Source organism: Leucobacter sp. (assembly GCF_053528595.1).
The window spans coordinates 1-17,446 of sequence record NZ_JAIVPF010000032.1; the positions used below are offsets into that span (position 1 = coordinate 1).

Here is a 17,446-nt window from a genome sequence, read left to right on the forward strand (position 1 = left end):
ATCATCATGGGTGTGGTCGCGCTGTCGATGTTCGGCACGTTCTCCCTGCTGCCGCTGTACCTGCAGAACGTCGCGGGCCTCGACCCGACGGCCGCCGGCCTCGTGCTGCTGCCCGGCTCGGTGCTCATGGGGCTCCTCGGGCCGGTCATGGGGCGCATCTACGACGCGCGCGGGCCCAGGACGCTGCTGGTGCCCGGCACGATCCTGATCGCGGTGTCGCTGTTCACCTACTCGACGGTGGGCGTGCACACCCCGATGTGGTTCCTCGTGATCGTGCAGATCCTGATGTCGCTCGGCCTGGCCGGTTCGTTCACGCCCCTGTTCTCGGCCTCGCTCGGCTCGCTCGACCGCTCGCTCTACTCGCACGGGTCCGCCGTGCTCAACACGCTGCAGCAGGTCGGGGGAGCCGCGGGAACCGCGGTGCTCATCTCGATCTACTCGACGTTCCTGCACGCGGGCGAGGCCCGCGGACTGCCGACCGCGGAGGCCGGCGAGCCCGGGGCGCACGCGGCGTTCCTCGTGGCGGCGTGCATCGCGGTCGTGCCGGTCGTGCTGGCGTTCTTCGTGAAGAAGCCCGCCGATCAGGAGGCCGGGGCGCCCGCGGGGCACTGATCCCGGCGCCCTCGGGCAGGCCGCGCCTACCCGAGGGCGCTGATGGAGCGCCGCACGGCCTCGGCCAGCTGGCGCACGGCGGCGGACGGGCCGCCGGGCCCCGCCGGCGCCGCGAGGAGCAGCTCGCGCGCGAACCGCGGATCGTCCACCGGCCGGAGCACCACTCCCTCGGGCGGCTGATTGCCCACGAGGCTGGGCACGAGTGCGACCGCCATGCCGGCCGCGACGAGTCCGAGCACCACCGAGTAGTCGTCGGTGCGGATCGCGACGTCGATCTGGTGCCCCTCGGCCTGGAACACCTCCCGTACGAGGTCGTCGAGGGTGTCGCCCGGGGTCGACCCCATGACCCAGCTCTCGCCCGCGAGCGAGAGCAGCGCCTCGTGGTCGAAGGTGCGGTGCCGCGCGGCCGGATGGGTCGCGGGCAGCGCCACGAGCATCGGATCGGTGAAGAGGTGCGTGGTGTGCACCTCGGAGCGGAACGGCAGGTGGTATCCGCCCGCGGCGTAGACGAGGGCCGCGTCGAGGGTGTGCTGGTTGATGCGGGTGACGAGCGGGGAGAGCTCCTCGAGAGTCGCGTCGAGTTCGATCCCGAGCTCGGCGACGCGGCTCGCGATCCCGGGCAGCAGGCGGGCGGCCGCGGTCGGGAAGGTGCCGAACCGCAGCCGGATGCGGCCCAGCTGGGCGAGATCGCGCACGTCGGTGAGCGCGCGCTCGGCGAGGCCGAGGATCTCCTCGCCGCGCTCGAGCATCAGAGAGCCGGCGGTGGTGAGCTTGCTGCCCCGGGTGCTGCGCTCGGTGAGATCGGCCCCCACGAGGCGGTCGAGATTGCGCAGGTGGTAGTCGACCGTGGGCTGGCTCCATCCCAGCCGTGTGGCGGCGCGCGCCACGGACCCCTCGGCGGCGACGGCGCTGAGAGCCTGGAGCTGACGGAGATCGATCATGAGTACCCTCGGTTCTTCTGGAGCGGGTAGCGCGTTCTGAGGCGATATGTTCAATACAGTATATGGTCCCCGAAAGCCGTTTACGGGGTTCCACCCGGCGTTCGCAGCGCGGGATCATGACTCCATGCTGCATCAGGAGCCGGGTACCTCAGACGTTCGCATCGACGGCAGCGGCGCGATCGCCGCGGGGGATCGCGCGCTTCCGGAGAGCGGAGCGGCCGCGCGGGGGACGGCCGAGCGCCGGACGGTGGGGACCCGGACGGTGGGGACCCGGACGGTGGAGACTCGGCCCGCGGAGAGTGCCGGCACCCGGAGCGCTGAGCCGTTCGCGCGGCGCTTCTCGGACGAGCAGCGCCGCGCGCCCTACGCGGACGCGGTCGAGCGCTTCGGCACCTCGGAACCGCTCTCGATGATGGTGCCGGGCCACGGCAACGACCCCGAGGACGGGGGTGCGCACATCGCGCAGCTCTTCGGCGCGCGCGCGGCCCAGCTCGACGTGCCGCTCATGATCGACGGCATCGACCTCGGCGACGACTCGCCGCTCGTGCACGCGCAGCGGCTCGCGGCCGAGGCCTGGGGCGCTAAGCGCACCTGGTTCCTCACCAACGGAGCCTCCCAGGCGAACCGTACGGCGGCCATCGCCGTGCGCGGTCTCGGCGAGCGCGTGCTGATCCAGCGCAGCATGCACTCGAGCTTCACCGACGGGGTGCTGCTCGCCGGGCTGATCCCGTCCTTCGCGGCCCCCGGCATCGACGCCCGCCACGGGATCGCGCACGGTCTCACCCCGGCCGCGCTCGACGCGGCGCTCACCCGCGAGTCCGAGGCGGGGCGCGCGGTGTCGAGCGTCTACGTCGTCTCCCCGAGCTACTTCGGCTCCACCGCCGACGTGCGGGGCCTCGCCGACGTGGCCCATGCTCACGGCGCGGCGCTCATCGTGGACGGCGCGTGGGGCGCGCACTTCGGCTTCCATCCGGAGCTGCCCGAGTCGCCCGCGCGGCTCGGCGCCGACCTGGTGATCTCGAGCACGCACAAGCTCGCGGGATCCCTCACCCAGTCGGCCATGCTGCACCTCGGCCACGGTCCCTTCGCCGACCGGCTCGAACCGCTCGTGGCGCGCGCCTTCTCGATGACGGCGTCGACCTCCATGAGCGGCGTGCTGATGAGCTCGCTCGACGCCGCGCGTCGCGCGCTCGTCACGGGGGAGCAGCGGATCGGAGCCGCGATCCGTGCCGCCGGAGAGCTGCGCGAGCGGCTGCGGCGCGACCCCCGGTTCTCCATCATCAGCGACGACTTCGGAGCCTTCCCCGACATCGTCGACACCGACCAGCTGCGGGTGCCGATCGACGTCTCCGCCCTCGGGCGCAGCGGTCACTGGGTGCGCGGCCGCATGATCCACGAGCACGGCGTGTACCTCGAGATGTCCACGGCCACGAGCGTGGTGGCCGTGATCGGTGCGCTGCGCGCACCCGACCTCGATCGTTTCATGGCCGCGCTCGAGGAGGTGGCCGACGAGGCCGCGCGACTGGGGCCCGAGGACACCGGGACCTTCCCCGAGCTGCCCGAGCCGGGGGCACTGCGCATGCTGCCGCGCGACGCCTACTTCGGTGCGAGCGAGATCGTCCCCGCCCACGAGGCGGTGGGGCGCGTCTCCGCAGACACGCTGGCCGCCTACCCGCCCGGCATCCCCAATCTGCTGCCCGGCGAGGAGATCACCGCCGACACCGTGGCCTTCCTGCGCGCGGTCGCGGCCTCGCCCACGGGCTACGTGCGCGGCGCCGTCGACGCGGAGGTCGCGGGCATCCGCGTCGTGAGCTGAACAACCTCCATCCGCGCGTCAGGAGTTGTCGCCAAACTTGTCGCGAGGCAGCAACTACTGGCGCGCGTGGATGAGGGATCGTCGGTGCGAGGCGGAGTCCCCCCGGACCGTTCGGAAGGCGTGTGGTCGCCGGACTACGAACGCGGCAGGGGCCGGGATCCTCGACGGATCCCGGCCCCTGCCGCTTCTGCGGTACGCCCCGATTACTTCTTCTCGAAGAGGTTGCCCACGAGCGTCGAGCCGATCAGCACGACCGCCAGCAGCACCACACCGACGATGGAGATCGCCACGATGTCGAGCGGATCGCCCGCGGTCGAGAGCGCCGACTCCTCGTGCCCTCCGTCGTGGGCGAATGCGGGCACCGCCACGAAGACCGAGGCGAGCGCTGCGGTCACGGCGGTGGCGATGCGGGTGCGGATCTTCACGTTGTCTCCTCGGTACTTCTGCGCAGGCGGGGACCGGCTGCCGGTGGGCAGGGGCGCGGGATCGCGCCGTGCTACGCCTCTATTCTGCCCTGAAGCGCCGTGCTTCGCGAACCGACAGGCTGGGAGGGCGCGAAGGCGTCGCCGTCCGTCCGCAATAGGGTGGAGGACATGAACGCACAGCGCCAGCAGACCGCCGTCGATCGGATCGCCGAGACCTGGGTCGACACCCTCGTCGCGCACGATCCCGCGATCGGCACCTACATCGGCCGCGGGGGCGGTGGCCTCGCGGACTACTCGCCCGCGGGTGCGGACTCCCTCGCGGACGCGCAGCGGAGCGTGCTCGCGGAGCTCACCGCGACGGCCCCCGCCGATCCGGTCGACGCGGTGACCCGAGCCGACCTCACCGCCGAGCTGCGGCTCTCGCTCGCCCAGCACGAGGCTCGCGAGCATCTCCGGGACCTCAACGTCATCGAGTCGCCGACGCAGCAGATCCGCGACGTCTTCGACCTGATGCCCACCGACTCCACTGCGGACTGGGAGGTGGTGGCCACCCGGCTGCGCGCGGTGCCCAGTGCGCTCGCGGGATACCGCGCGAGCCTCGCCGCGGGCGCCGCGCGCGGGCTGGCGCCCGCGGTGCGCCAGGTGGAGGAGGTGGCGGCCCAGGCCCGCCGGACCGCAGGCACGGCCGAGGAGCCCGGCTTCTTCGGCCGTCTCGCGGCGTCGTCCGCGGAATCGGCCCCGCTCGCACTGGAGCTCGCCTCCGCCGCCGCGGCGGCGTCGGGCGCCTACACGGAGCTGGCGGAGTTCCTCGAGCGCGAGATCGCGCCGCTCGCCCCCGCGGCCGATGCCTTCGGGCGGGAGCGCTACGAGCCGGCCTCCGAGGCGTTCCTCGGCGCGCGCATCGACCTCGACGAGACCTACGAGTGGGGCCTCGAGGAGCTGGCGCGCATGGTCGCCGAGCAGGAGCGGGTCGCGGCCGAGATCGTGGGCGGAGCACCGCGGCCGGGCATCGTGGCCGAGGCCATCGCGAAGCTCGAACGCGATCCGGCGCGCAAGCTGCACGGCACCGATGAGCTGCAGCGCTGGATGCAGGAGACGAGCGATCGAGCCGTCGCCGAGCTCGGCGAGACGCAGTTCGACATCCCTGACGAGATCCGCGCGCTCGAGTGCCGCATCGCCCCCACGCAGGAGGGCGGCATCTACTACACCGGCCCCAGCGACGACTTCTCCCGGCCCGGCCGCATGTGGTGGTCGGTGCCCGAGGGCGTCACCGAGTTCGACACCTGGCGCGAGCTCACCACCGTCTATCACGAGGGTGTGCCCGGCCACCACCTGCAGATCGGGCAGGCGGTCGTCAACCGCGCCGCGCTCAACGAGTGGCGGCGGCAGCTCGCGGGCACGTCGGGGCACGCCGAGGGGTGGGCGCTCTACGCCGAGCGGCTCATGGAGCAGCTCGGCTATCTCGACGATCCGGCCGACCGCCTGGGCATGCTCGACGGCCAGCGCATGCGCGCGGCCCGTGTGGTGCTCGACATCGGCGTGCACCTGGGCAAGCCCCGCCCGGACGGCACCGGCGTCTGGGACGGCGACTATGCCCTCGGCTTCATGCGCGACAACGTCAACATGAACGACGGTTTCGTGCGCTTCGAGGTGCTGCGCTATCTGGGCTGGGCGGGCCAGGCGCCGTCGTACAAGGTGGGGCAGCGCATCTGGGAGTCGCTGCGCGACGAGGCGCGGGATCGCGCGGAGGCCGCCGGATCCGGCTTCGACGTGCGCACCTTCCACCGCGAGGCGCTGGCGCTCGGCGGGGTGCGCCTCGACACGCTGCAGGCCGCGCTGCGCGGTGAGCTGTGAGCAGCGGGAGCTCCGGGTGAACGAGGATCGCGGCGATCGGCGCCGTGCCGGGGAAGCGCGTCGAGTCGAGGCATCGCACCCCTGCCCCTGCGGGCGGGGCGAGCCGTACGGAGCTTGCTGCGGGCCGCTGCACGCGGGGGAGCCGGCGCCCACGGCCGAGCGGCTCATGCGCTCCCGCTACAGCGCGTTCGCGCTCGGGCTGGGGGAGTACCTGCTGCACAGCTGGGATCCCGCCACCCGCCCCGCCTCGATGGACCTCGACGACCCGGTCGAGTGGAGGCGGCTGTTCGTCGAGCGAGTCGAGGCCGGCGGCCCCTTCGACGCGGAGGGCTTCGTCACCTTCACCGCCGTCGGGCGCACGCCCTCGGGACGCCTCGAGCAGCGCGAGCGCAGCCGATTCACCCGCGCCGGCGACGGACGGTGGGTCTACGCGGACGGGGTCGAGCCGTAGCCGCGCCGTCGGCGCGTCAGCGGATGTAGACGTCGAGGTGGTTGCCGAAGGTGCCGCGGTCGTAGATCTTGCCCTGGTAGCCGAAGGGCGTGTCGAACACGGATCCCTTCGGCGCCGATCCGGCGAGCACGATGTAGCCGTCGCCGTCGCTCACATAGCCGTCGTCGTTGACGTGGCGGCCGGGGATCTGCAGCCCGGGTCCGGGCAGCACCTGCTGACTGTAGTAGGTGAAGCGGTAGCCGTTCCAGTTGACGGCGCCGCTGAACATGAACTGCTGCAGCGTGTACATCGCGCCATCGCCGGACGCCCTCCGGGTCTCGGGGGAGGCCGCGGTGACGCCCGTGTCGATGAGCATCTCCGAGGATGTCGCGGATTCGAGCCGCTGCCGCCCCTCGAACACCGCCGCCGCGTCGGTGGCGGCGTTCGCCATGGAGAGCGGAGCCGTGGCGACCGTTCCGAGCAGCACCATCGAAGCGCCCGCGGCACAGGCGGCGCGGGCGCGGGACCATCGGGGCGAAGCCGGGCGCACGGGAACAGCAGTCATCAGGGCTTCGATGATACCCCGGTCGCCTGGGTGCGGCTCAGCGCCCGGGTGCTCCGGGGATCCACTCGCCGTTCTCGACGCTGAACACGATGTGGGTCTCGGTGCCGCGCACCGAGGGGAGGACGGTGACATGGTCGAGCACGAAGCGGCGCAGCTCCTCGGTGCCGGCCACTGCGACCGTGACCATGAAATCGTAGCGTCCGGTCAGATTCATCACGTTCAGCACGTTCGGCTGCTGCACCATGTGCGCCATGAACTCGTCGACGACCTCCCGGGAGTGGCGGGCGAGGAACACGAGCACCACTGCGCGCAGCGCGTATCCGAGGCGGGCGTAGTCGAGGTCGAGCCGGCGCGGACCGATGACGGCGGCGTCTCTCAGCCGCCGCACCCGGTAGGCGCACGTGGACTCGGCGATCCCGAGCCGATCGGCCAGCCCCCGGTTGCTCAGTCCGGGTTCGCGGCTCAGCGCCTCGACGACGGCGTAGTCGAGGTCGTCGAGCACGGGCTGCCCGTCTTGCGGAATCGTCATGATCCATCCTGTTCTCTGCAGATGACTTGCAGAAAGCATAGTTCCAGGCCCGGATTCTTGGGTGATCGACAAGAACTCTTCCCTCGAGCTGCTGATGAGCGCATCGTGGAAGCATGGACGCTTCGAAGATGAACATCGACACGCTGGCCGTGCACGCGGGCCGGGAGGACCTCGCGTCGCTCGGCGTGCACGCCCTGCCCATCGACCTCTCGACGACGAACCCGCTGCCGGACATCGAGCGGGGCGGCGACTCCTACGAGGCGCTGGCGACGGGCGGCACCCCGCCCGAGGGCGGGAGCGCGGTCTACGCGCGGCTCTGGAACCCGACGGTCGCACGCTTCGAGTCCGGGCTCGCGCGACTCGAGCACGCCGAGTCGGCTGTCGCCTTCTCGACCGGCATGGCCGCCTTCACCGCCGCGCTGCTCGCCTTCACGGCCGCCTCGGGGCGCCGGCACGTGGTCGCGGTGCGGCCGCTCTACGGCGGCAGCGACCACCTGCTGGCCTCGGGGCTGCTGGGCACCGAGACGACGTTCTGCCGCCCCGACGAGGTGGCGGCCTCTCTGCGAACCGATACCGGGCTCGTGGTCATGGAGACGCCGGCCAATCCGACGCTCGAACTGGTGAGCATCCGCGCGGTCGTGGATCAGGCGGGCGACGTGCCGGTGCTCGTGGACAACACCTTCGCCACGCCGGTGCTGCAGAACCCGCTCGACCACGGGGCCGCGCTGTCGCTGCACAGCGCGACCAAGTACCTCGGAGGCCACGGCGACGTGATGGGAGGGGCGATCGCCTGTTCGGAGGCCCACGCGGAGCGGATCCGGTCGATCCGCGCGATCACCGGTGCCCTCCTGCACCCGCTCGCCGCCTATCTGCTGCACCGCGGTCTCACGACGCTGCCGCTGCGCGTGCGCGCCCAGCAGGAGACCGCCGGGCGGGTCGCCGCGTGGCTCGCCGAGAGCCCTGAGGTCGCGGAGGTCTTCTACCCGGGCCTGCACGGCGACCCGCAGGGCGTTCTCGGCGCCCAGATGGCCGGGCCGGGGGCGATGGTGTCGATCCGGCTCGCCGGAGGCGGGGAGGCGGCCGAGCGCCTGACCTCGGCCGTCGAGGTCTTCACCCACGCGGTGTCGCTCGGCGGGGTCGACTCGCTGATCGAGAACCCCGCGGCGCTGACGCACCGCCCGGTGGCGGGCGACGCGAAGCCCGACGCGGGCATCGTCCGCATGTCCATCGGCCTCGAGAGCGCCGAGGACCTCCTCGCCGACCTCGAGCAGGCCCTGCGGACCCCGCGGGTTCCCGAGACCCGGCTGCTCCACGCGCACGCCGGCGGAGGCGCCGGCTGACCGGAGCCGCCGAATGCCCGATCCCGCCATGGATCGGGCTCAGGCCCGCTGAGCCTCCCGGATCCAGGCCTCCACCTCGTCGGCCGTGCGCGGAATACCCGCCGACAGGTTCAGGCAGCCGTCCTCGGTCACCACGATGTCGTCCTCGATGCGCACCCCGATCCCGCGGTACTCCTCGGGCACCGTCAGGTCGTCCGGCTGGAAGTAGAGTCCCGGCTCGATGGTGAACACCATGCCGGGCTCGAGGATGCCGTCGAGATACATCTCGCGGCGCGCCTGCGCGCAGTCGTGCACGTCCATGCCGAGGTGATGGCTCGTGCCGTGCACCATGTATCGGCGGTAGTAGGCGGTGCCGTCGTCCTCGGGCAGCAGCCCCCACTCGCGGGTGCGGCGCTCGATCACCGCCATGGCGGCCTCGTGCACGTCGCCGAAGCGGATGCCGGGACGCACGATCTCACGGGCGGCGTCGGCGGCCTCGAGCACGGCCTCGTAGACGCGGCGCTGCACCGCGGTGAAGGATCCGGAGACGGGAACCGTGCGGGTGATGTCGGCGGTGTAGAGGCTGTCCAGCTCGACGCCGGCGTCGAGCAGCAGCAGGTCGCCGTCGAGCACGGGACCGTCGTTGCGGATCCAGTGCAGCGTGCAGGCGTGGGGGCCCGAGGCCGCGATGGTCTCGTAACCGACCGTGTTGCCGTCGAGCCGCGCGCGCTGGTTGAAGACGCCCTCGACGATCCGCTCCCCGCGGGGGTGCGCGCTCGCCCGCGGCAGGGCGGCGAGCACCTCGGCGAAGCCCTCCGCCGTCGCGTCGACGGCGGCCTGCATCTCGGCGAGCTCGTAGGCGTCCTTCACCAGCCGCAGCTCGGAGGCGGCGCGGGCGAGCTCGAGATCGTCCTCGGTGAGTCCGAGAGAGCGATCGTCGGCGCCCGCGGCGAACTCGGCGAGATGCGCGGTGCGGATCCCGAGCGCCGCGGCGACCTGCGCGAGCGAGGGACGGGGGCCGATCCAGAATTCGCCGATCTCGGGGTTGGCGAAGAACTCGTCGCTGTCGCGACCCGCGCGCTCGCGGAAGTAGAGGGTGGCCTCGTGGGTGGCCTCGTGGGTGCCCTCGACCGGGTCGAGCACCAGGATCGCGCCGGGCTCGGCGTCGGATCCCCAGCCCGTGAGGTGGGCGAACGCGCTGTGCGCTCGGAAGGGGTAGAAGGTGTCGTTGGATCGCTGCTTCATCGCGCCCGCGGCGATCACGAGCCGATCGCCCGGGAAGAGCGAGCCGAGGGCCGCGCGCCGACGCGCGGCATGCGGGGCGGCCGGGTGCGGATCGGGCAGGGTCTCGGGGCGATCGGCCCAGTGGGCCGAGATGTACCGGGCGAAGGCGTCCGTCTGCGGGGTGGTGCTGCGGTTGCTGTTGTCGATCTCCACCTCGTGGGTGGCCTGAGCGGTATCGGTCATGGCTCCATCCTCTCACCCCGCGCTGCCGATGCGGCCCCGCTCCGCGCGGTGCCCGGGGCGGCGCCGGATAGAATACCGGGATGGCAGCATCCGGGACGCAGCGGGGATTCGATCTGCACACCCACTCCGTGTTCTCGGACGGCACGACCCGGCCCGCCGAGATCGCCCGCGAGGCGTCGCAGCTCGGCCTGGCAGGATTCGCACTGACGGATCACGACACGATCGACGGCTGGGACGAGGCGCGTCTGGCGGCGCGGGAGCACGGCGTCGAGTTCCTCCCCGGCATCGAGATCACGACGAAGCACGCCGGCAGATCGCGGCATCTGCTCGGCTACGGGATCGAGCCGAGCGCGGGCGAGCTCTTCGAGGCGCTCGCCGAGGTGCGCACCGCGCGCCGCGCCCGTGCGCGGGAGATGGTGCGCCGCGTGTCGGCGGACTACGCGATCACGTGGGAGACGGTCGTGGGCGACGAGGACGTGCGGACCGTCGGCCGCCCCCACATCGCGGACGCCCTGGTCGCTGCGGGGTATTTCGACGACCGCAGCTCGGTGTTCGAGCAGGTGCTGCACCCGGGCTCGCCCTACTACCTCGGCACCCACGCGATCGACACCGTCGACGCGATCCGCATGGTCCGCGTCGCGGGCGGCGTCGCGGTGCTCGCGCATCCGGCGGCGTTCCGGCAGCGCCGGCCGAGTTCGGTGGACGAGCTGCGGGAGTTCGCGGCGGTCGGGCTGTGGGGGATCGAGCTGCACCACCCGGAGAACCGCATGGACTGGCTGCCGCCGCTCGAGGCCGCCGCCGCCGAGCTGGGGCTCGCGGTCACGGGGTCGAGCGACTACCACGGGGCGGGCAAGCCGAACCGCCTGGGGGAGCGGATGACCGACGCCGCGCTGGTGGAGCGCCTGCGGGCGCTCGTCGTCACGCCCCGCTGAGGCGCGCCGCACTCCCGTCTCGCGAAACCGAGCCGAGTGCTCGAACCCGAGGGTTCCAGCTCCGAAAATCCGATCGGTCTCGGAGAATCGGCTCGGTCCCGCGGGCGGGGCAGCCGCCCCGGCTCCTCAGCCCGCGCTACTCCGCTCCGGAGGCGGCCTCGGCCGCCGGAGCGCCCTCGGCCCCGGCGCCACCGGCACCGCCCGATCCGCCGCGACGGCGGCGACGGCGCCGCTTCGGCGCCGCTCCCTCGCCGGTCTCCTGCAGCAGCGGGGCGCCGGGCTCGCCGCCGCCCTCCTGGTCGTGTCCGTGCCCCTCGTGCCCGTGGGCCTCGTGACGCCCGCGCCCCTGCGGGTTCGCGCTCCGCGTGCGGCGCCGAGCGCGCTTGCGGGCCCCGTCGCCGGATGCCGAACCCTCGTCGGATCCCTCGTCGGATCGCGACGACCCGCTGCGCGGTGCCCGCTCCTTCACCGGGGTGGCCTTGAGCCGCCCCTTCGACCCCTCGGGGATGTTCAGGTCGGCGAAGAGGTGCGGCGACGAGGAGTAGGTCTCCACCGGCTCCGGCACGCCGAACTCGAGCGCCTTGTTGATGAGCGCCCACTTGTGCAGGTCGTCCCAGTCGACGAAGGTCACCGCGATGCCGGTGCGGCCCGCGCGTCCGGTGCGGCCGACCCGGTGGAGGTAGGTCTTGTCGTCGTCCGGCACCGTGTGGTTGATGACGTGCGTCACGTCGTCGACGTCGATGCCTCGTGCGGCCACGTCGGTGGCGATGAGGATGTCCTTCTTCCCGGCCTTGAAGGCCGCCATCGCGCGCTCGCGCTGATCCTGGTTGAGGTCGCCGTGCACCGAGGCCGCGTTGAAGCCGCGGTCCACCAGCTCCTCCTGCAGCTTCGCCGCCGCCCGCTTGGTGCGCATGAAGACCACGGTCTTGCCGCGGCCCTCGGCCTGCAGGATGCGTCCGATCACCTCGTCCTTGTCGAGCGAGTGGGCGCGGTAGATGATGTGCTCGATGTTGGCCTGGGCCGCACCCTCGTCGGGATCCGTCGCGCGGATGTGGATCGGCTTCGACATGAAGCGCCGCGCCAGCGTGACGATCGTGCCGGGCATGGTCGCCGAGAACAGCATCGTGTGCCGGGTCGCGGGGGTCTTCGCGAAGAGCTTCTCGATGTCGGCGAGGAAGCCGAGGTCGAGCATCTTGTCGGCCTCGTCGAGCACCATCTCGCGGACGTTGCCGAGGTTCAGGATCCGCTGGCTCGCGAGATCGAGCAGGCGGCCCGGGGTGCCGACCACGATCTGCGCGCCCGCCTTCAGCTGATCGATCTGTCCCTCGTAGGCCTTGCCGCCGTAGATGGGCACGACCGTCGCACCGCGGTTCTTCGCCGCCAGCTCGAGATCCTCGTAGACCTGTACGCAGAGCTCGCGGGTCGGAACGACCACGAGGGCCTGCACGCCGGGCTCGGGATCGGCGCCCACCCGCTGCAGCAGCGGCAGGCCGAAGCCGAAGGTCTTGCCGGTGCCCGTCTTCGCCTGGCCGATGATGTCCTGGCCGGTGAGCGCGAGCGGGATCGTCTGCTCCTGGATCGGGAAGGCCTCGATGATGCCCTGGTCTGCGAGCGAGTCGACCATGTCCTGGTCGACGCCGAGTTCGAGGAAAGTCGTCACGTTGCGTCCTATTCTGCGCCTGAAACGGCGTGTGGGTGCTGCGCGCGCATTCGCAGAGGGCGCAGCGGCGGGGGATCCGATGTCCTCCGCGGCCAATACGTACGGGGTTCAGTCTATTCCAACCTCCCCGCGGCTCGGCGGTAAGCTGACAGGGTGTTCGAGTGGATCCGTGGGCTGCGCAAGAAGAAGGCCCCAGCGCGCAAGTTGCGGGCGCGCGGCGAGGGGAGCGACGCGGAGCGCGTCGAACTCGCCGAGTTCGCCCCCGGAATGCTGCCCTTCCTCGGGTTGACGGCCTACCTGCAGCTGGAGCTGTACGAGGCCGCGACCCGTGCCGTCTCGGGCGCTCCGACCCTCGAGGCGAAGGAGGTGCTGGCGCGGGTGGCCGGGCTGACCCTCGCGAAGCACCAGCGACTCGCCGATGAGATCCGTCGGCGCGGCGAGGAGCCGCACGTGGTCATGGGCCCCTACTCGCGTGTGATCGACGAGTACGTGGAGCGCATCGACACCGCCGACTGGCATCAGCACGTGCTGTCGCTGTACCTCGTCGGCGGCCTCTTCGACGACTTCTTCGCGAGCCTCGCCGCCGGCATGCGCGACGGGTACCGGGCCGAGGCGATCGAGATCCTCAGCAGCGACAGCGGACGCGACCAGGTCGCGGTGCTGCTCGCCGACGCGCTCGCCGAGGACGACGGGCTGTCCAGCTGGCTGGCGCTCTGGGGCCGCCGCCTCGTCGGCGACACGCTGCTGGTCTCTCGTGCGGTCCTGCTGCTCAGCGAGCACCGGTCCTTCGACGCCGACGAGGTGGAGCCGGTCTTCACCGAGCTCATCGCCGATCACATCCGCCGCATGGACGGCCTGGGCCTGACCGCATGAGCGCGGCTCATCCGTTCGTCCTGCCGGAGGGTCGCAGCCGTCGCCGCGCGGGGCTTCGCCCTGCCCCGAGCGGCCTGCCGGGTCGGGACTCGACCGCATGAGCGGAGACCGGACTCAGCTCCCGGGCGGGCTCGGGAACGGGATCCGGAGCGCGGTCGCGGAATCGCCGCCGCACTGCGAGTACTTCGAGGCCGGGCGCTGCCGCAGCTGCGCGCTCATCGAGACCCCGTACGCGGAGCAGCTGCGGGCCAAGGAGCGGCGCTGCCGCGAACTGCTCCCCGGTGTGCCGGCGGATGCCTGGCTGCCGAGCGTCGGCGGCGGCGTGCGCGACTTCCGCAACAAGGCGAAGCTGGTGGTCGGCGGCCGTCCGGGCCGGGTGACGCTCGGGATCCTCGGCCCCGACGGCGAGGGCGTCGACCTGCGCGACTGCCTCATCCAGTCGCCGGGCATCCGCCGCGCGATCCCGCGCATCGCCGCCTTCGTCGAGCGGACCGGGCTGCCGCCGTACGACGTGCCGCGCCGCCGAGGGGAGCTGAAGTTCGTGCACGTCACCGAGGCGCCGCGACGCGGCGCGACCGAGGGCACCGACGCGGGCCGCGCCGCGGGTGCCGTCGACGCGGGCGGCGAGCTGATGCTGCGGTTCGTGGTGCGCAGCGAGCGGGCGCTCGCGGTGCTGCGGCGCGAGCTGCCCGCGCTGCGGCGCGCGCTCCCGGGCGTCGCTGTGGTCTCGGTCAACCTGCTGCCCGAGCACAAGGCCGTGCTCGAGGGCGAGCGCGAGGAACTGCTGCTCGGATCATCGCTCACGATGGACCTCGGGGACGGCGTGCCGCTGCACCTGCGCCCGCAGAGCTTCTTCCAGACCAACACACGGGTGGCTCGCGCGCTCTACGCGCAGGCCGCGGAGTGGGTCGCCCGCGAGGATCCCGCGTCGCTCTGGGACCTCTACTGCGGGGTGGGCGGTTTCGCGCTGCACGTCGCGAGCGCCGCGCCCGGCGGCCGCGAGAGGCGGGCCCGCCGGGTGCTCGGCGTGGAGATCAGCGAGGCCGCGGTGCGCTCCGCACGCCGCAGCGCCCGCGAGGCGGGGATCGCCGCGCGCTTCGAGGCGGCCGATGCGACGGCCTTCGCGCTGGCGGCCGATCCCGCCGCACTGCCCGAGGCCGTCATCGTGAACCCGCCGCGCCGCGGGATCGGCGCCGAGCTGTGCGGGTGGCTGGAGGGATCGGGGGTGCGGCAGGTGATCTATTCCAGCTGCAATCCCGAGAGCCTGGCGCGGGATCTCGCCGCGATGCCCGCGTATGCGGTGCGCGAGGCGCGGGTCTTCGACATGTTCCCGCACACGGCGCACCTGGAGGCCGCGGTGCTGCTGGAGCGCCGCGGCTGAGCCCGGGCCCGCATCGCACAGCCCCCGCCCGTCCTGCCGCCCTGCCCGCCCGCTCCTTGCACCCGTGGTGAGACTGAGCGAATGGTTCGAGACTGAGCGAATGGTTCGAGACTGAGCGTTCCAGCGTTGCTGCTCGGGTCGGTTTCGAGCAATCGCATCGGTTTCGAGCGAGTGGGTGCGGCGGCGAGTGGGTGCGGCGGCGCGGGTGGAGACCCGCGGCGGCGCGGAGCGGTGCATTCGATTCCGGTATGCGGGGGCGTGGGATGATGAACGCATGAACATCGTGCTGGGAGTGACCGGTGGCATCGCCGCCTACAAGGCCGTCGCGCTGGCGCGCCTGCTCGTCGAGGACGGCCACGAGGTGCACGTCGTGCCCACGGACGACGCGCTGCGCTTCGTCGGCAAGCCGACCTGGGAGGCGATCAGCCGCAATCCGGTGACCACCTCGGTGCACGAGGACGTGCCGGAGGTGCGCCACGTCGCGCTGGGGCAGCGGGCCGACCTCGTGATCGTCGCCCCGGCCACCGCGCACTCCCTTGCGCGCATGGCGGCCGGTCTCGCCGACGATCTGCTCGGCACGACGCTGCTCGCGACCCGCGCGCCGCTGCTCGTGGCGCCCGCCATGCACACCGAGATGTGGCAGCACCCGGCGACGCAGGACAACATCGCGATCCTGCGCTCGCGCGGGGTCGAGTTCGTCGGGCCCGAGAACGGGCGGCTGACGGGCGACGACAGCGGGCCCGGGCGCATGAGCGAGCCGGAGCAGATCGCCGAGCGCGCGCGACGGATTCTGAGCGACGCGGCCGACGGCTCCGGTTCGGCCGCGGATGCGCTCGGCACCGCGGATGCGCTCGGCACCGCGAGTGCGCTCGGCGCGGCGGACGCCGACGGAGCGGCACCCGGGGTCGAGACCCGGGCCGAGGCGGCGCCGCTCGCTCCGGAGGAGCCGGAGGAGCCGACCCATCCCGGAGACCTCGACGGGGTCCGGGTGCTCGTGACGGCCGGCGGCACCCGGGAGCCGATCGACCCGGTGCGCTACCTCGGCAACCGCTCGAGCGGACGGCAGGGGGTCGCGGTGGCCGCCGCGGCGGCTGATCGCGGCGCCAAGGTGGTGCTGCTCGCGGCGAACGTCGACGAGTCGGTGCTCGCCGGGGTGCGGGATCGCGGTGCCGTGCGCGTGGTCCCGATCGGCACCGCGGCCGAGCTCGAAGCCGCGGCCCACGCCGCCGCCTCGGGTGCGGAGGCGGTGATCATGGCCGCGGCCGTGGCCGACTACCGCGTCGCGGAAGTCGCGGAGCACAAGATCCGCAAGGAGGACACGGCGGGCGAGGCGCCGACGCTCACCCTGGTTGAGAACCCCGACATCCTGGTCGGCCTGGTGCGCGGGCGGCGGCCCGGCCAGGTCATCGTCGGCTTCGCGGCGGAGACCGTCGACGCCGTCGCCGAGACCGAGGCCGAGGACGAACTGCTCGAGCGCGGCCGGCGCAAGCTGGCGCGGAAGGGCGTCGACCTGCTCGCGGTGAACGCCGTCGGGTGGACGGAGGGCTTCGAGAACGACGCGAACCGGCTGTACGTGCTCGACGCGGACGGGCGGGTGGCCTGCGAGGCGTCGGGCTCGAAACGCGAGGTGGCGGATCGGCTGCTCGACGCCGTCCGCGACGAATTGCGCGCGCTGAGCCACTGATCCCCGCTCACGGAAGGCACGATCATGACCGACCCGCACCCGGGCCCCGACCACCGGCCATCCGACCGGGGCGCCGCCGAGCCCCGGGCCTCGGCGTCGTCGGCACCGGCGCCGCGGCTTCCCGCTCCCGCCGGTCCCGGAGAGCCCGCGGCTGGAAGGGCGGCCGAAGCCCCCGCACCCGCGATCCCGAAGCCGGTGGCGCAGCGGATCCGCCGCTGGATCGTGGTCGTCATCGTGGCGTCCTTCGCGATCGCGGCCGCCGCCGGCATCGCCGTGCTCCTCGGCGGCGCGACCTCGGGGCCCGCCACGAAGGTGCTCAGCACGACTGCGCTGATCGGGATCTTCAGCGTCGCAGCGCTCTGCGGCGCGGCGCTGATCGGCCGGCGGGTGCAGTGGTTCGGCTGGATCGCGGTCGGGATTGCGGTGGTGACGCTCGCGCGCCTGCTGTGGATGATCTGGATCGAACCCGAGTGGGACGAGGGGGCGTTCAAGCTCACCATCACGCTGGTGATCCTCACGGGTGCGTGCTCGATCGCGTCGCTGCTCCTGCTGCTCGTGACCCACGACCGCAGACCGGTGCGCAGCGCGCTCTTCGCGACGCTCGCCATGCTCGCCGCCGGCGTGCTGCTCACCCTCGTGCTGCTCTGGGAGCTGGTGGGCGACTACCCCGACGGGTATCTGCAGGCCACGGGCATCGTGTGGATCCTCGCCGCCCTGGGCATCGTGGTGCTGCCCGTGATGTCGCTGCTGCTGCGCTCTCCGGGCACGACGGCACCGCACGGACCCGGTGCGGCGGGCGGCGGGGGCCCGCTCACGGACCAGGGGCCGCGAGCGGACGCCGATCCCGTGCACGACCTGTCGCGGAACTCGCTCGAGCGGATCGCCGCCGCCGCCCGCGCCGAGGGACTCAGCCCCGACGAACTCGTCGAGCGCCTGCTGCCGTAGCGGTGCGGCGGGT

General features: G+C 72.7%; 16 protein-coding genes. 10 read left to right on the forward strand and 6 right to left on the reverse strand.

The features are described from left to right. A partial coding sequence (locus ACWKZU_RS06345) for an MFS transporter (protein ID WP_449281558.1) occupies positions 1–612 on the forward strand: 612 nt, incomplete at its 5' end. A 26-nt stretch (positions 613–638) separates the two neighbouring features. On the opposite strand, the gene ACWKZU_RS06350 is transcribed toward ACWKZU_RS06345, so the two are convergent. Further along, positions 639–1,553 (reverse strand): LysR family transcriptional regulator, encoded by a 915-nt coding sequence (locus ACWKZU_RS06350; protein ID WP_449281559.1) that lies wholly within the window; start codon positions 1,551–1,553, stop codon positions 639–641. A 124-nt stretch (positions 1,554–1,677) separates the two neighbouring features. On the opposite strand from ACWKZU_RS06350, the gene ACWKZU_RS06355 reads away from it, so the two are divergent. Then, a complete protein-coding gene (locus ACWKZU_RS06355; RefSeq protein WP_449281560.1) occupies positions 1,678–3,369 on the forward strand; it encodes an aminotransferase class I/II-fold pyridoxal phosphate-dependent enzyme in 1,692 nt (563 codons plus the stop codon). 203 nt (positions 3,370–3,572) lie between these two features. On the opposite strand, the gene ACWKZU_RS06360 is transcribed toward ACWKZU_RS06355, so the two are convergent. Next, complete coding sequence (locus ACWKZU_RS06360; protein WP_449281561.1) at positions 3,573–3,794, reverse strand: hypothetical protein; 222 nt, start codon at positions 3,792–3,794, stop codon at positions 3,573–3,575. A 168-nt stretch (positions 3,795–3,962) separates the two neighbouring features. Here ACWKZU_RS06360 and ACWKZU_RS06365 point away from each other — a divergent pair, with 168 nt between their 5' ends. Then, positions 3,963–5,648 (forward strand): DUF885 domain-containing protein, encoded by a 1,686-nt coding sequence (locus tag ACWKZU_RS06365; protein WP_449281562.1) that lies wholly within the window; start codon positions 3,963–3,965, stop codon positions 5,646–5,648. Between the two features lie 16 nt (positions 5,649–5,664). Continuing rightward, complete coding sequence (locus ACWKZU_RS06370) at positions 5,665–6,099, forward strand: YchJ family protein (protein WP_449281563.1); 435 nt, start codon at positions 5,665–5,667, stop codon at positions 6,097–6,099. 16 nt (positions 6,100–6,115) lie between these two features. On the opposite strand, the gene ACWKZU_RS06375 is transcribed toward ACWKZU_RS06370, so the two are convergent. After that, entirely contained in the window at positions 6,116–6,643 is a 528-nt protein-coding gene (locus ACWKZU_RS06375) for a hypothetical protein (protein WP_449281564.1), read from the reverse strand. A gap of 37 nt (positions 6,644–6,680) precedes the next feature. Further along, on the reverse strand, positions 6,681–7,172 hold the full coding sequence (locus tag ACWKZU_RS06380) for an Lrp/AsnC family transcriptional regulator (RefSeq protein ID WP_449281565.1): 492 nt from the start codon (positions 7,170–7,172) through the stop codon (positions 6,681–6,683). A gap of 113 nt (positions 7,173–7,285) precedes the next feature. Here ACWKZU_RS06380 and ACWKZU_RS06385 point away from each other — a divergent pair, with 113 nt between their 5' ends. Next, complete coding sequence (locus tag ACWKZU_RS06385; RefSeq protein WP_449281566.1) at positions 7,286–8,512, forward strand: trans-sulfuration enzyme family protein; 1,227 nt, start codon at positions 7,286–7,288, stop codon at positions 8,510–8,512. A gap of 39 nt (positions 8,513–8,551) precedes the next feature. Here the strand turns inward: ACWKZU_RS06385 and ACWKZU_RS06390 are convergent, their stop codons facing one another. Then, the gene (locus ACWKZU_RS06390; RefSeq protein WP_449281567.1) at positions 8,552–9,958 is read right to left on the reverse strand and encodes an aminopeptidase P family protein; all 1,407 of its coding nucleotides are present in this window, start codon (positions 9,956–9,958) and stop codon (positions 8,552–8,554) included. Between the two features lie 80 nt (positions 9,959–10,038). On the opposite strand from ACWKZU_RS06390, the gene ACWKZU_RS06395 reads away from it, so the two are divergent. Further along, positions 10,039–10,890: a PHP domain-containing protein gene (locus ACWKZU_RS06395; RefSeq protein ID WP_449281568.1), complete on the forward strand. Its 852-nt coding sequence runs from the start codon at positions 10,039–10,041 to the stop codon at positions 10,888–10,890. Positions 10,891–11,026: 136 nt separating this feature from the next. Here the strand turns inward: ACWKZU_RS06395 and ACWKZU_RS06400 are convergent, their stop codons facing one another. Further along, positions 11,027–12,550: a DEAD/DEAH box helicase gene (locus tag ACWKZU_RS06400; RefSeq protein ID WP_449281569.1), complete on the reverse strand. Its 1,524-nt coding sequence runs from the start codon at positions 12,548–12,550 to the stop codon at positions 11,027–11,029. 153 nt (positions 12,551–12,703) lie between these two features. Here ACWKZU_RS06400 and ACWKZU_RS06405 point away from each other — a divergent pair, with 153 nt between their 5' ends. The 4 genes from ACWKZU_RS06405 (at position 12,704) to ACWKZU_RS06420 (ending at position 17,433) form a co-directional block, all read left to right on the forward strand. After that, a complete protein-coding gene (locus ACWKZU_RS06405) occupies positions 12,704–13,423 on the forward strand; it encodes a ferritin-like fold-containing protein (RefSeq protein ID WP_449281570.1) in 720 nt (239 codons plus the stop codon). 97 nt (positions 13,424–13,520) lie between these two features. Beyond that, positions 13,521–14,804 carry a methyltransferase domain-containing protein gene (locus ACWKZU_RS06410; protein WP_449281571.1) on the forward strand — a complete coding sequence of 428 codons (1,284 nt, stop codon included), beginning with the start codon at positions 13,521–13,523 and terminating at the stop codon, positions 14,802–14,804. 274 nt (positions 14,805–15,078) lie between these two features. Further along, entirely contained in the window at positions 15,079–16,488 is a 1,410-nt protein-coding gene (locus tag ACWKZU_RS06415; protein ID WP_449281572.1) for a bifunctional phosphopantothenoylcysteine decarboxylase/phosphopantothenate synthase, read from the forward strand. A 24-nt stretch (positions 16,489–16,512) separates the two neighbouring features. Then, positions 16,513–17,433 (forward strand): hypothetical protein, encoded by a 921-nt coding sequence (locus tag ACWKZU_RS06420; protein WP_449281573.1) that lies wholly within the window; start codon positions 16,513–16,515, stop codon positions 17,431–17,433. The last annotated feature ends 13 nt before the right edge of the window (positions 17,434–17,446 follow it).

Excerpts from the sequence above, each read along its gene's own strand:
- ACWKZU_RS06395 (WP_449281568.1), top strand. The coding sequence starts at position 10,039 with ATGGCAGCATCCGGGACGCAGCGGGGATTCGATCTGCACACCCACTCC.
- ACWKZU_RS06365 (WP_449281562.1), top strand. The coding sequence starts at position 3,963 with ATGAACGCACAGCGCCAGCAGACCGCCGTCGATCGGATCGCCGAGACC.
- ACWKZU_RS06420 (WP_449281573.1), top strand. The coding sequence starts at position 16,513 with ATGACCGACCCGCACCCGGGCCCCGACCACCGGCCATCCGACCGGGGC.
- ACWKZU_RS06385 (WP_449281566.1), top strand. The coding sequence starts at position 7,286 with ATGGACGCTTCGAAGATGAACATCGACACGCTGGCCGTGCACGCGGGC.
- ACWKZU_RS06390 (WP_449281567.1), bottom strand. The coding sequence starts at position 9,958 with ATGACCGATACCGCTCAGGCCACCCACGAGGTGGAGATCGACAACAGC.
- ACWKZU_RS06350 (WP_449281559.1), bottom strand. The coding sequence starts at position 1,553 with ATGATCGATCTCCGTCAGCTCCAGGCTCTCAGCGCCGTCGCCGCCGAG.
- ACWKZU_RS06355 (WP_449281560.1), top strand. The coding sequence starts at position 1,678 with ATGCTGCATCAGGAGCCGGGTACCTCAGACGTTCGCATCGACGGCAGC.
- ACWKZU_RS06410 (WP_449281571.1), top strand. The coding sequence starts at position 13,521 with ATGAGCGGAGACCGGACTCAGCTCCCGGGCGGGCTCGGGAACGGGATC.
- ACWKZU_RS06415 (WP_449281572.1), top strand. The coding sequence starts at position 15,079 with ATGAACATCGTGCTGGGAGTGACCGGTGGCATCGCCGCCTACAAGGCC.
- ACWKZU_RS06375 (WP_449281564.1), bottom strand. The coding sequence starts at position 6,643 with ATGACTGCTGTTCCCGTGCGCCCGGCTTCGCCCCGATGGTCCCGCGCC.
- ACWKZU_RS06380 (WP_449281565.1), bottom strand. The coding sequence starts at position 7,172 with ATGACGATTCCGCAAGACGGGCAGCCCGTGCTCGACGACCTCGACTAC.